Annotated in this window: 10 protein-coding genes; 6 read left to right on the top strand and 4 right to left on the bottom strand. The window is 48.4% G+C overall.

The genetic code is table 11. The features are described 5' to 3' along the window. The 3 genes from RMO52_RS14310 to RMO52_RS14300 all read right to left on the bottom strand — a co-directional run. On the bottom strand, nucleotides 1-811 hold an 811-nt coding region (locus RMO52_RS14310), incomplete at its 3' end, for a glycosyltransferase (RefSeq protein WP_310415373.1). A gap of 666 nt (nucleotides 812-1,477) precedes the next feature. Beyond that, nucleotides 1,478-1,933 carry a KGK domain-containing protein gene (locus RMO52_RS14305; protein WP_309741690.1) on the bottom strand — a complete coding sequence of 152 codons (456 nt, stop codon included), beginning with the start codon at nucleotides 1,931-1,933 and terminating at the stop codon, nucleotides 1,478-1,480. A 71-nt stretch (nucleotides 1,934-2,004) separates the two neighbouring features. After that, a complete protein-coding gene (locus RMO52_RS14300) occupies nucleotides 2,005-2,169 on the bottom strand; it encodes a hypothetical protein (protein WP_309741691.1) in 165 nt (54 codons plus the stop codon). Between the two features lie 258 nt (nucleotides 2,170-2,427). Here RMO52_RS14300 and RMO52_RS14295 point away from each other — a divergent pair, with 258 nt between their 5' ends. The 4 genes from RMO52_RS14295 (at nucleotide 2,428) to RMO52_RS14280 (ending at nucleotide 9,632) form a co-directional block, all read left to right on the top strand. Beyond that, complete coding sequence (locus tag RMO52_RS14295) at nucleotides 2,428-3,573, top strand: alanine--glyoxylate aminotransferase family protein (protein WP_310415370.1); 1,146 nt, start codon at nucleotides 2,428-2,430, stop codon at nucleotides 3,571-3,573. 235 nt (nucleotides 3,574-3,808) lie between these two features. After that, entirely contained in the window at nucleotides 3,809-4,075 is a 267-nt protein-coding gene (locus RMO52_RS14290) for a hypothetical protein (RefSeq protein WP_309741693.1), read from the top strand. After that, the gene (locus RMO52_RS14285; RefSeq protein WP_310415367.1) at nucleotides 4,072-4,317 is read left to right on the top strand and encodes a hypothetical protein; all 246 of its coding nucleotides are present in this window, start codon (nucleotides 4,072-4,074) and stop codon (nucleotides 4,315-4,317) included. The genes RMO52_RS14290 and RMO52_RS14285 overlap by 4 nt, the downstream gene beginning before the upstream one ends. 338 nt (nucleotides 4,318-4,655) lie before the next feature. Next, entirely contained in the window at nucleotides 4,656-9,632 is a 4,977-nt protein-coding gene (locus tag RMO52_RS14280) for a tetratricopeptide repeat protein (protein WP_310415364.1), read from the top strand. 511 nt (nucleotides 9,633-10,143) lie between these two features. Here the strand turns inward: RMO52_RS14280 and RMO52_RS14275 are convergent. After that, a complete protein-coding gene (locus RMO52_RS14275; protein ID WP_309741702.1) occupies nucleotides 10,144-10,362 on the bottom strand; it encodes a hypothetical protein in 219 nt (72 codons plus the stop codon). A gap of 241 nt (nucleotides 10,363-10,603) precedes the next feature. On the opposite strand from RMO52_RS14275, the gene RMO52_RS14270 reads away from it, so the two are divergent. Beyond that, complete coding sequence (locus RMO52_RS14270; protein ID WP_310415361.1) at nucleotides 10,604-11,728, top strand: hypothetical protein; 1,125 nt, start codon at nucleotides 10,604-10,606, stop codon at nucleotides 11,726-11,728. Between the two features lie 365 nt (nucleotides 11,729-12,093). Further along, complete coding sequence (locus RMO52_RS14265; RefSeq protein WP_310415358.1) at nucleotides 12,094-14,319, top strand: glycoside hydrolase; 2,226 nt, start codon at nucleotides 12,094-12,096, stop codon at nucleotides 14,317-14,319. The last annotated feature ends 173 nt before the right edge of the window (nucleotides 14,320-14,492 follow it).

The raw sequence follows: 14,492 nt of genomic DNA, 5'->3' as shown, positions 1-14,492 counted from the left end.
CGCTCATGACTGCGGGGATGTCACTACGCATACCGAGCAAGGTAACTCGATCTCCGATCCCATGTTGCTCTAACAATTCTACTAATACTTGATTGTCCGCATCCAAACTCGATCCGATCAATACGCAGTGCCAAGGCGACTGGGTGTGAGTTGGCAACTGAGCTAATGCTGCAATTAGATTTGGATGATCTTTTTGCGGATTCCACCGCGCTACCATCCCCAGCAAAGTTGTCTGTTCGGGGATCTGCCATTGCTGGCGGAGTGCTTTGCGGCTGGCTGGCTGTGGCGAAAATTCGCTGACATCATAACCGTTAGGCACCACGACAATTTTTTGCTGCTGGTAGCCCAGTCCAGTATGGACTTTAACCCCCTCTTGAGAGCAACTGATAATTTTGCTAGGAATACCGGATAAGATGCCACAAGCCCGTGCGATCAGCCGCGTCGAGCGCGAGGTTTTTGTGGGATCGAGATTGGTATTGTGAACGCCCCAGACGATCGATTTCTTGCCCGCTAATCGAGCCACGATCGTCCCGAGAAAATCGCTATGATACATCCAGGTTTGAATCGTCTCTGGATTGATTTGGCGAATGAGCCGATACAGCTTTTTGATGCCGTCTAGGGTCAACTTACTCTTGGGCATATCCAGCGAGTACACGGGAATGCCCAATTTCGAGAGTCGATCTCCATACCAACCAGTACTCATCAAGGAAATAACTTGATGTTCGTTTTTGGGATCGGCAGTAATAAATCGGTACAGCACCGCTTGAGCACCGCCGTCATTAAAATCGGTAATGATGTGAAGGACTTGCATTCAGGTTATATTTGATAGAGCTATCTCTGGACAATCTGGCTCGCCGAGAGTGTCTAGATATTTTTAAAGATATTTATTAGATTATTCGGCGATCTCAAAAACTTAATAGTTAATGATTGAATTTGGGCTTGTTTGTTCCCCAAATTACTAATGACAATGCGATCTTGTGTAGCTCACTACACTTATCGATCCTCTAACTTTACATTTCATTATTCTACCAGAGATAACTACTAATATCTAGGGCGATCGAAGCTGAATAATTGGCTGTGCAATAATGATTGGGACGCAGAGATAGTGATAATTCATTGTAGATAGATGTGATGATGATTGTTTCTGACAAACAGATTCAGCTATTGCAATCTAGATTTGTAACGAGATTGCTGGGTCGATCTTCATATTAGCCATTTGGCTGATATATGTATAGAGATAGTCAGCTTGTACGACAATCGATCTAGCTAGAAAACTATCTTCAGGCGGTAGAATTAAGTCGATCGGTTGTTTGTTGAAACTTTAATTATCGATCGACAGCTAAAGCTGAGATCTGAAGCTCTATTTAAAATCAAACACCCAAATCCTCAATGGAATTTGGGTGTCTAGCTATAAAATATTTTTAGTATTAAGTGTGGATAATCTCGATCGATATCGTGCCGATAGCGTCGATCGTTACTATTGATGACCGTTGTGATGAATACCTGTCAAGACATACTCACTATTAACATATTCATCATTATTTGGATCTTCGCGTTCGCGTTCGCGCATTGTCTCTGCTAGCGAATCGCTAGGGAGCAGCTTTTTATCATCTGTATCTTCTACTAAAAACTCAACTGAAACTTGAACTCGAACTTTACCCTTGCACCAGCGGCGGGTCGCTAGATCGAGGATCTCGCAACTAATCCCTTCCTCGAACCATTGGCAATGTTCGTTGGCTAGTAGGGTCGAACCAGTCATGAGAATCGGAATCTCCAAACCATTTTGACGTAGTTTCTGGTCGATCGATCTACCAACTGCGCCATCAAAAGATTGACCGATGGCTCGTTTTAGCTTTCCAGAACGAAACATTGCCTCTCCAAAGGCAATTACATCATCATCACCACAATCATAGGGAATAAGATTATTTGTCATAACATTTTTCGCGATCGAAGGTTACTACTAGATACCATTAACATGATGCCATAATATACTCAAAACAGACCTTATAGATCGAACCATCCCCGACAGTGGCAATTTCGGTAATTTCGATCGCGATACATCTTGTCTCCAGGATTTCTGTGTGGTGCGCTCGTATCGATCGATACATTGAGATGAATCTCACAGGCTGCCAATCCGATCGCCAGTTGGCTACCGCCAATCGTCGTCATGCTAGCAGCTATCTTACCTCTACAGTAATGACAAACCCAGCGATCGTCATAACGTGTTACAACTAGGGTGTCTCGCGCACTACCGTTCTACCCATCCGGCTCGGCGTTAGTACTACGTCGCTACTGACGGCAATAAATTGTCGGCTTTGTGCCCAGCGCTACCCCTATCCGTCGGGTATAATCTTGAGCTAGAATTGACATTCCGCAAATCTACTTAGAAATCGTCAGTTTAACTATTATTTAAATGGGATTAAGATCGTGGAAAACAAATTGATGTTGATGATTCCTGGCCCTACACCAGTGCCAGAGAATGTGTTGCTAGCTATGGCAAAGCATCCAATCGGGCATCGCAGTGGTGAATTCAGCCAAATCATGGCAGAGGTTACAGCTAATCTCAAATGGCTGCACCAGACTCAAAATGATGTCTTGATGCTCACCGTCTCCGGTACGGGGGCAATGGAAGCCGGAATTATTAATTTCTTCAGTCCCGGCGATCGCGTCCTGGTCGTCCATAATGGTAAATTTGGCGAACGGTGGGCGGAAGTTGCCAAAGCCTTTGCGCTAGATGTCCAGGAAGTAACCGCACCCTGGGGACAACCGATCGATCCCAATGCTGTCAAATCAGCACTAGACGCCGATACTACTCAAGCGATTAAAGGAGTTATCGTCACCCATAGCGAGACTTCAACCGGGGTAATTAACGACCTGGAGACTATCAGCAAACATATCGCCGCCCACGGTGCGCTGTCGATTGTCGATGCAGTTACCAGTCTGGGAGCGGTCGATGTGCCGATCGATACCTGGGGTCTAGATGTCGTTTGCTCTGGCTCTCAGAAAGGATTTATGATTCCGCCCGGAATGGGCTTTGTCGCGGTGAGCGCCAAAGCTTGGTCGGCTTACAAAACGGCTAAGTTGCCACGCTATTATATGGATTTGGGTAAATATAGCAAAGACGCAGCTAAAAATACTACTCCCTTCACGCCGCCAGTAAATCTGATTTTTGCACTCCAAGCTGCGTTGCAGATGATGCAGGCAGAAGGATTGGCAAATATCTTTGCCCGCCATCAACGTCAGATGCACGCCACCCGCGCCGCGATTACCGCAATGGGTTTACCATTGTACGCGCCGGATGGACATGGCAGTCCCGCGATTACTGCTGTCGCACCGACAACTGTCGATGCCGAGCAGATTCGCAGCACGATGAAGAAGAAATTTGATATCGTCCTGGCTGGCGGTCAGGATGGTCTCAAAGGCAAGATCTTCAGAATCGGGCATTTGGGCTTTGTCTGCGATCGCGACATCCTCACGGCCATTGCCGCCCTTGAAGCCACCATCGCCGAACTCGGTCACACGGGTACTGCTGGGGCTGGTGTCGCGGCTGCGGCAAAGGTTTTATTGAAGTAGGGAACAGATGGGAGATGGGAGATGGGAGATGGGAGATAGGGTAAAAGTTAAAAGGTAAAAGGTAACAGAATAAGTTCCCGTTTCATCTGTTTTATACTTTGCCAGTTGCAAATGCTAAGTCTTTGAAACTCTTACCCATTACTACCCTCCACCCTCTACCCTCTACCCTCTACCCTCTACCCTCTACCACCTCCCATTTCCCATCTCCCATCTCCCACCTCCCATCTCCCATCTCATGCCGCCCAAATTCACCATCCGCAACGATCGGCTGCCATTGGCAGTGTATCGAGAGATCGCCGCTCATTTACAACAGATTGAGGGGATTGTCATTGGCTTTTTAACTCCGATCGAGCGAGAGTTTAACTATACACAAAGCCAGTTAGGTGGATTGGAGATTACTGGAGCCGACGGATTGACCCCACCAGATCTAGTCCGGCTCGATCGCATTCTGAGCTACTATGCCAATCGCTTCGAGGCATGGACATTCGATGGTGAATCGTGAGTAATTTATCCAAAAATTTTAGTCTCGTTGGCGTAGCCTCTCCATCAGGAGAATCGCTGTTTGCTCGCGGCTTGATGCTAGTGTGGCGATCGAGCGGTGCTGAACTTGAGCAACCAGGGCGATCTATATTTTTCATCAGCAGCACGGCATTTTGCGCCCTGATGACAATTTTTAGACCGATCGGTCTTCAGCTTTCTCCAGCGATTCTCCTGATGGAGAGGCTACGCCAACGAGATGATTGAGGAGATTTTGTAATATAATCTATATTAATTCAATTTTAGAGCACCACATTTAGAGCCGAAGGAGTGAATTATTTCGATCCAAGGTATCTTTTTTATACCTTAAACTAAGTTGTCAAATTGACAACTTAGTTATTGTAAGTTGGCTATAATCTAAGCATACTTGCTAAAATTTGATGTAGTTAATAATACTTGAGTGTCACATTTACTTACTTTGAGATAGACAGTCCCCAGCGATTGTTTGCATGAGAAATTCTAGATTGTCAGGATAAATTTTTGGCTATTTAGCAGTCAGAAGCTTACTGCGTGCGACATTTGCTCGATATTTTTAGAAACTAAACATGTTAACTAGATTTTGGGGCAATAATAACAATCGGCAAAAGTTATCGCTCGATGCTTTGATTCTGGGTGCAGCAACGACAACGCCTAGCGCGCAATCGTTAGTCGAGCAATTGCACGACAATTGTCTAGATAACTTACTGCCGACATCGACTGTCGATGTGCCAGCAGAAAAATGCCAACCAAAGGTATCTAAGACAGTAATTGCTGAGTATGAGACAATGAAGCAAGATGTTCTGGCTGAATCCGAACTCCCAAATTTTACTGTGGCTACAGATGACCCCGAAGCTTGGTATCGTCAAGGAAACTTGTATCGCAATGCAGGTAAGCTAGATGTTGCCTTAGCTTGTTACAACAAAACGTTAGAGTTGCAACCCCACAAGCAGGAAGCTTGGGTAAGTTTGGGGTGGGTTTTAGTCGGGTTAGAACGATTGTCAGAGGCATTAGAATCCTACGATCGGGCGATTGAATTAAAGCCTGAAGATGCGGATACTTGGGCAAATCGAGGGTGGGTCATATTTCAATTGGGAGATTATCGCCAAACAGTGGCGAGTTGCGATCGGGCGATCGCGCTGGCTCCCGCCGATCGATTTAGCTGGTATAACAAGGGGCGCGCGCTGTTTGAATTGTGCGAGTACGATGCTGCCTTGACGGCTTACGATCGAGCATTAACGATTAAGCCAGATGATAGCCGCACCCTCTCCCATAAAGGGTGGTTGTTATTTCACATCGGTCAAGTCCAAGCCGCTTGCGGTTGTTACGAACAAAGTTTACAGATCGATCCAGAAGATTGGTATACCTGGAACAATCAAGGTCAAGTCTTATTCCATCTAGGACAAATTGGTGCGGCAATTAAGTCTTATCAACAAGCAACCCAACTAAATGCCCAATTTTATCAAGCTTGGAACAATCTAGGCGTCGCCCACTTCGAGCAAAAAAGTTTTCAAGATGCTCTCCAGTGTTATCGCTGCGCCCTAGATATCGCACCTGAGTTTCAGGCGGCTTGGTACAATCAGGGCAAAGTATTATTTTTCCTGGGTGATTTTGAAGCGGCGCTATCAGCCTATACCAAAGTCACCGAACTCCAGCCGGACTGCGATCGCGCCTGGAATCACTGCGGAAATATTTTATTCCATCTCGGCGAACTCGAACCCGCACTGCGGAGATACGAGGTTGTCACCAAGTTACAACCCCAATTAGCCGAAGGATGGAGCAATCGCGGTCACATCCTCTTGCAACTAGACCGACCCCAAGAAGCACTGAATTGCTATACTCAGGCGACTACCTTAGCGCCCAAAGATGCCGAGGCTTGGAATAATCGTGGTAAGGCGATGTTCCACCTCAAACGGTACGAACATGCCCTCGATTGTTATCGGAAGGCAACCCAGCTCGAACCCACTCACAGCGATGCCTGGAACAATCAGGGTAAAGCACTATTCAAGCTGGGAAGATTTGAGGCGGCGATTAATTGCTACGAGCAAGCCACGCGGCTGCATCCAGATTTTTACACGGCTTGGAATAATCTGGGTGTCGTCTGGTTTCATCTCCAACGCTATGAAGCCGCGATCGTCAGTTACGATCGGACATTGGACATTCAGCCCCAATTTCATCAGGCTTGGTACAACAAGGGGATGGCACTCTTTCATTTGAGTCGGTACGAGCAAGCTCTAGATAGCTACGATCGGACGCTCAAGCTCAAGCCAGATTACCATCAAGCCTGGAATAATTTGGGATTTGTGCTGTTTCATCTAGGACGGTACGAAGAAGCAATTGGCAGCTACAATCACACGCTCAAACTCAATCCAGATTTTTATCCCGCCTGGTACAATCTGGGGATGACGTTCGCCTACCAGGGCAAAGATACCGCAGCGATCGAAAGTTACGACAAAGCTTTGAGTTTTCAGCCCGACGATCCGTATATCTGGCACAGTCGGGGGGTGGCGGTGGCAAAATTAGGTCGCCAAGAAGAAGCTGTGAGTTGTTTCGATCGATCGATCGATTTGTTTGCCGAGAACTATGAACCTTGGTACGAACGCGGTAAAATTCTCGCCGAACTCGAACGGTATACTGAGGCTAAAGTTAGCTTCGATCGGGCATTACAATTACGCGCCAAAGACCCGGCGATTTGGCACAGTTATGGGATCGTTCAGAGCTTGCAGCACGATTACACGGCTGCACTGGAAAGTCACGATCGAGCGATTGCGATCGATCCCCATTTTTATGAGGCGTGGTACGAGCGCGGTAATGCACTAGCCGAACTCAAAAGATATGAATACGCGATCGCCAATTACGATCGAGCAATTGTCATCGAGCCAACTTTTTACCCAGCGATTCAAGGTAAAGGACAGGCGTTATTTAAGCTCAATCGCTATGAAGAAGCGATTGCCAGCTACGATGCCGCCATCGAGATCGAGCCGAATTTCGATTGTTGGTATCAGCGCGGTTATGCTTGCTCGCATTTAGATCGGTGGGAAGAGGCGCTGTATTGCTACGAACGCGCTCTAGCACTCAAGCCCACTGCGGCAACCGTGTGGTACTTTCAAGGTAAAACCCTGCTCAAACTCCAACGCTACCCCGCCGCGCTGGCGGTGTACGATCGGGCACTAGCACTCAACCCCGCAGACTACCACAGTTGGAACGATCGCGGCTTGATTTTGGCACATCTCGATCGCCAAGATGAAGCGATCGCCAGCTATCATAAGGCGATCGAGATTCAAGCCGATTATCATCCCGCTTGGCACAACTTAGGCAAAGAATTAACCCAAATTGGCAACACCGCAGGCGCGTTAGCCGCTTACGATCGGGCGATCGAATTTTATCCCCAAGATCCCGATACCTGGTATGGCTTGGGAAATCTCTTGTGGGAGTTAGATCGCTTGCCAGAAGCTGTCTATGCCTACCAACAAGTCACCAACCTCCAGCCCGATCGCCATCCCGCCTGGTATCGTCAAGGTAAGGCGCTCCAGCAATTGCAGGAATGGGCACCAGCGGCAAATTGTTACGATCGGGTGATGGCTTTGACTCAGCCTAATTACGACCTGAGTTACAGTCACGGTCTAGTTTTAGCGCAATTACAGCAGTGGGAGGACGCGATCGGTTGTTACGATCGAGCAATCGAATTCAATCCCGATGCCCCAGATGCCTGGTATGCCAAAGGTTTAGCTGAAGCCGCGCTCTATCGCTGGGCAGCCGCCAATGATTGCTACGATCGCGCCCTCGCACTCGATCCGCAAAATCAATCGATCCTCTACAACCAAAGCCAAGTTCGAGCAGCCAAAGGCGAATGGGAAACAGCACTCGTCGCCTGTTGTCAAGCAATCGAGATCGATCCCGACAATCCCGCTCTGTGGGCACAACACGGGCGGATCTCGATCGAACTAGGCAACTATCATACTGCGGTCAGCAGCTTACAAACCGCTACTAGCATCCAGCCAGATGTCGCTGGCAACTGGCATCTATTAGGGCAAGCACTTTACCATCAAGGGGAGTTTGTGACCGCCCTGAGTGCCTATCGGCAGGCGTTGGAACTCGCACCCGACCGCGCCGAAACTTGGTATCATCGCGGCTGCTTGCTCGGCAACTTGGAGCGCTGGGAAGATGCCCTCGGGAGTTATGACAAAGCGATTAAATACGACCCCAACTTCGCACTCGCCTGGTACCAGCGCGGTCAGAGCCAGTTTCAACTCAAGGGCGATCCGACCGAAAATCTCCGCAGCTATCAACGCTGCATCGAACTCAATCCCAACTATTCCCCCGCCTGGTACCAACAGGGCAATCTCTATTTTCAACTCGGACAGCTTGAAGCCGCCCTCGATAGCTACCACCGCGCCCTCGAACTCAAGCCCACGGATTATTATATTTGGAACAATCACGGCAACGTCCTGGGATCGCTTAAACGTTATGAAGAAGCGATCGTCAGCTACGATAAAGCGATCGAATTGCAACCCCAGTTCTACCAAAGCTGGCACAATCGCGGCAAAGCCCTCTTTCATCTCCAGCGTTATCAAGAAGCTGCCGCTGCCCACGAACGAAGCCTGGAAATTCACGAGCGCGATGCTAATGCCTGGAATGGTCGCGGCATGGCACTCCAGCATCTCGGCTGTTGGCAAGAAGCACTGGCGTGTTACGAGCAGAGTATCGAGATCGACAAGCTCGATCCCCTCGTCTGGCTCAATCGGGGACTGGCTTTATTTCAGCTCCAAAAATACGAAGACGCGATCGCCTGTTATGACAACTGCGCGATCCTCAATCCCGAAGACCGTCAAGCCTACCATCATCGCGGCAATGCCCTCCTCGAACTCGGTCAGTGGACAGCGGCGGTAGCGAGCTTCGATCGAGCGTTGACACTTTCGCCCACCTTCGCACCTGCCTGGAATAGTCGCGGCAATGCCCTATTTCAACTCGATAACCTCGAAGGTGCCCTCCATAGTTATCGCCAAGCCACCAAGGTTGCCCCTCAAGACCCGATCGGCTGGAATAACCAAGCAACTACCCATCTCAACCTCCAGCAGTATGCTGAGGCGCTAGAGTGCTATCAGACCAGCATTCAACTCCGCGATGATGATGCCCAAACCTGGTACCGCCAAGCGATCGCCCAGCAAGCTCTCGGTCACATCGATGCGGCAATTGTCAGTCTCGATCGCTCGATCGAGCTAGACCCCGAGTATCCGCCAGCTTGGTATCGTCGGGGCAATCTTCATCTGCTCCAGCATAAGTACGAAGCAGCCTGTACCGACTACGAGGTCACACTCAACCTCGATCCCGATCGCGCCGATGCGTGGAACAGTCGCGGTAATTGCCTCCTCGAACTCGGACGGCTCGACAATGCCCTATTTAGCTTTAAACAAGCTTCGGGACTAGAGCCTGAGCGTTCCGAATTCTGGTTTAATCTAGGTCGGGTTCACAGTGCCCAGCAAGAGTGGGATGAAGCCGAAACCTGCTATCAACGCGCGCGCAGTTTGACTCAGCCAGATTGGTAAAGGGTAATGGGTAAGATTGTAGGCTGGGTTGAGTGAAGCGTTGGCGGAGCCTCTCCCCCAGGAGAAAACCCAACATCACCAAGATCGATTGCTACGGTACGATATGCGAACGCACAGTTTTTGATATAGGAATTTGAAATACTCCTCAGTTTATTTCGTAGGGTGGGCAGTGCCCACCAACACAATTATCGATTTAGTAAGATGAATATCTGTAGTGATTAATATCGATCCATACTGATAGCAATCTGAAGTTAATGATTTAAAATATTGACGTTCGCGCAGCGTGCCGGAGGCAATCGAGAAGGTGTATAGATACCCGATAATTTTAATCGATCGTTCTGTTAACCGTGGGATTGTTGGGTTTCATTCTTCAACCCAACTACAGCGCGATCGAGAAAACAATACAAACTCATTAGAATAAAAGCAGCTTGTCCCGACTTCTTGAATAAGTTGGGGCGAGCTGATTATTGTAGATATTATTAATGTTTACTTGGCGGTGCAAACCAAGTGCTTAACCACCAGCAGCGAAGGTGAGCATAATTGTCACAGATAACAGCAACCCTGGACAGAGTAGGACAACTAGGAGAATTAAATCTTGGGTAGTCATGTATTTTTCGAGCAGGTAAACTCTGAAGCTTCGATCGGTATTAGTTTCTACTGTAATCGCGATCGTCAGACCCAGCGGGGAAATTATACGATTTCTTAATCTAGTCCGGCGCTCTAATCCCATCTCCCATCTCCCTCAAAATTACATTTAAGTATCTTTTTTGTATTGAGATGGTCGATTTGGATCTTAATGGGGAAATATGGATCTATAACGAATACTTTATAGCCATCGCATATACTATCGCTGCGCTATGTGTACTGCCTGTTGGCGGAGTTTCTCCCGTGAAGCATCGTCAAATCCAGACGCAAAGACATCGACGGGTTCGCTATCGCGCGGCTTCACCAACGAGTGCTCATCTACCCATATGCCCCAGCCATTCAATCGATCGATTTTGCGGATTCTACCACTGATCTTCCTCTTCAGTCCGCTAGCCGCATTTGCCAAAAGTGGCACGCCCATCGTCCCAATGACGATGGGACAGCCGTATACAGGATCGCTGACCCCATCGCCGAGCAATCCCAACGGTGAAGTGTGTTATGGATTATCCGTAGAGCCAGACACGCGGATTACCCTGAATGTGAAAACAACTGGAGCGGGGATTGTCAAGTTTTCGCTCTATGACAAAACCAAAGGATTGCAGTTTTTTCACAATGATGTTACCAGTAAGTCCCAAGCCGGGGGTAATACCGCCATTGATTCTCGGTTTAGCTTTCCAGCACTGAGCGAAGTGTCACAACTTTGCTTGACGACTAGCAATCTCAATCGCGGTCAACAATATAATTTTACGGCAACTGCCAAACCCGGTCGGAGAGAGAAATCTCGGTTGGTACTGCGTCCGGTGGATGTCAATCGCGTGACCCCAATCTCTCGATCGAAACATGCCCCAGTAGTCCACTCCAAAGTCAAGATCCAACCGCCAACGCTTCCCCAGCCGCCATTACTAACAGGGGTAGTGGCAAAGGTACCGATTCCCCCAGCACCACAGGGCGAACCTTATTGCTATGTAGGTACCTGGCAAGTTGCCGATCTCAGTGCCTATTGGCTACCAACAATTAAACAATTTACGCAAGCTAAAGTCACAAATCCCCAAATGCTGGGATATGCCAAGATCGTCATTAATAGAGATGGCAACGCAACATTTGAAGCATTCGATCTGGATCAAAAATACACACTAAAAGTCAAAGAAACTGGAGCGACGATCGGTCGAATTAGTGTAGGTTTATCGGGTAGTGCTAGCGCTAGATTTCAGGTCAACTCCGATAGTAGTCTGACATTTAGCTCCCAAAACTATCAGCGGCTGTCACCCAAACTTAACTTAGGTGATAATTTAAAGCTTAGCGGCGATCGTGTGTTTATGTTATTTGGCGATCGCGATCTACCACCCGTCAAGTCACAATATAAATGTCTCGATCGAGATAATATCAATTTGCAAATATTGCAACCTGGCGGGAAAAAGTCAACTGTGGTTTTGCTCAAACGGATTAATTAGGGGGGAGATAGGAGATGGGAGATGGGAGTGGGGAGATAGAAATAGGGCAAAGTTCTTAAAGTTAAACGGGATCGCAAAAATAGCCGCAGGCAACAAACATCATCAATGTGTCCCAGTATCTTCCATCTCCCATCTCCCATCTAGATTAAGTCTTGTAACCGAACGGTGCGATCCCCAGCCAAATATCGATCGAGACGTGTTTTCAGCAAAAGAAGTAAGCTAAGATCGCACACTATCGGTCAAAATTTCATCACCTGCTCGACTAGTGTGCCCCGATAGACCTCGATCTCCTTCGGCACATCCAATGTAAGCGGAGCATCGAGATCGGTATGCACATACATTAATCCTGAAGTCATAACTCATCTATGCCGCATCCTCTCCACGTCGCCTTTATCTGGCACCAGCATCAACCTCTGTACAAGTACCGCGATGGTAAGTACCGATTACCGTGGGTGCGTTTGCATGGGACTAAAGATTATCTCGATCTGATCTTGCTGCTCGAAAAATACCCAAAACTGCATCAGACGGTCAATTTAGTACCATCGTTGATTTTGCAGTTGGAAGATTATATTGCGGGGACAGCCTTCGATCCCTATTTAGAACTAGCGTTGATGCCCACCGAGCAACTTCAACCTGCTCAAAAGCAGTTTATTATTCGGCACTTTTTTGATGCCAATCATCATACCCTGATCGACCCGCACCCACGCTATAGCGAGCTGTATCACCAACGATCGGAACATGGCGAGCCGTGGTGTTTGGAGCATTGGATCGATCGCGACTATGGGGACTTATTGGCATGGCATAATCTAGCTTGGTTCGATCCGTTATTTTGGGAAGAGTCAGAGATCGCCCATTGGTTGAAACAAGACAGAGACTTTACTTTAAGCGATCGGCAGCGGATTTACTCCAAGCAACGGGAGATCCTGCGGCGGATCGTGCCTCAACATCGCAAGATGCAGGAATCGGGACAGCTAGAGGTGACGACGACACCTTACACTCACCCGATTTTACCCCTATTGGCAGATACCAACGTCGGGCGGGTGGCGGTGCCGAATATGGACTTACCCAAACGGTTTCAGTGGGCAGAAGATATCCCTCGCCATCTCGGCAAGGCTTGGGACATGTATAAAGATCGCTTCGGCTGCGTCCCACGGGGCTTGTGGCCGTCGGAACAGGCGGTTAGTCCCGAAATGCTACCTTATGTGGCGCGGCAGGGCTTTAAGTGGCTGTGTACCGATGAATCGGTGCTGGGTAATACCCTCAAGCAATACTTCCATCGCGATGGTGCGGGTAATGTGCTGGAACCGGAATTGTTATATCGTCCGTATCAGGTAAGTACGCCCGACGGTGACTTATCGATGGTATTCCGCGATCATCGTTTGTCGGACTTAATCGGCTTTACCTACAGCGGGATGCCAGCAGAGACAGCGGCGGCGGATTTAGTCGGACATTTGCATGAAATTTCTCGATCGCTGGCTGCCAAAGAAGGGCATGGTGGTACTAGTCTAGAGAAACCGTGGCTAGTCACGATCGCCCTCGACGGTGAAAACTGCTGGGAACACTACCATCTCGATGGTAAACCTTTCCTCGAACATCTTTATGGCACCCTCAGCGAAGACGAGACAATCAAACTTGTCACTGTCTCCGAATTCCTCGATGAATTTCCCCCCACAGCCAGCTTCCCTCCCGCAGATCTCCACACGGGTTCGTGGGTAGATGGCAGCCTCACCACCTGGATTGGCGATCCTGCCAAAAACCGCGCCTGGGATCTGCTCACCGCAGCCAGACAAGTACTGGCAAATCATCCCGAAGCCACCGAAGAAACTAACTCCGCCGCTTGGGAAGCTCTCTATGCCGCCGAAGGTTCTGATTGGTTCTGGTGGTTTGGCTATGGGCATTCTTCCAACCAAGATGCGATGTTCGACCAACTCTTCCGCGAACATCTGATCGCGCTGTATCAGGCTTTAAATGAGCCTGTACCCCCCGAATTGCGTCAACCTGTCGAATCCCACGAACGACGCACTACTTACCGTCCAGAGGGCTTTATTCACCCCACGATCGATGGTAGTGGTGACGAGCAAGATTGGAATTTTGCCGGACGTTTAGAAATCGGCGGTGCTAGTGGGACAATGCACCAGGCTAGTCCGATTCAGCGGATCTTCTATGGTGCAGATCACCTCAATTTTTATCTGCGGATGGACTTTAAAGCTGGTGTCAAACCCGGATTGGAGATTCCTAATGAGTTGAATCTGATGTGGTTTTATCCCAAAGAAACCATGCACAATAGCTTGATTCCACTGGCAAACTTACCCCGTCAAGCACCCACTAATTATCGGTTTCACCATCGGTTACTGATCGATTTGACTACCAAGTATACTTGGCTGCATGAAGCGATGGATTACGATCGATGGGAGGCTCGATCGAGCAATGCCCTGGTAGCTTGGGAGAAGTCGCTAGAAATTGCCGTACCGTGGGCTGATTTGCAACTAGAACCCGATTACGGGCTACAAATGTCGCTGATGTTCTCGGATTGCGGACGTTATCGCCAGCATATTCCAGAGCAAGGCTGGATTAGTTTACAAGTTCCGTAAGTTAGAGGGTAGAAAGTAGGGGGTAGGAAATTTCTACAACATATAGATGGTGGGCATTGCTCACCATCTCTCTACTATATTTGCCGTTATTCATTCAAAATCTTGGCGAATAACCATAGTTATTCGATCGAGAACCTCATCAATCTTTGCTTGTTTCAGTACAGCGACTTGTC

It is taken from the genome of Chamaesiphon sp. OTE_8_metabat_110, from assembly GCF_031382685.1.
In the GTDB taxonomy this organism is placed as follows: Bacteria; Cyanobacteriota; Cyanobacteriia; order Cyanobacteriales; family Chamaesiphonaceae; genus Chamaesiphon.
The sequence above is the reverse complement of the archived record's forward strand: the minus strand, read 5'-3'. Positions and strand labels throughout refer to the sequence as shown.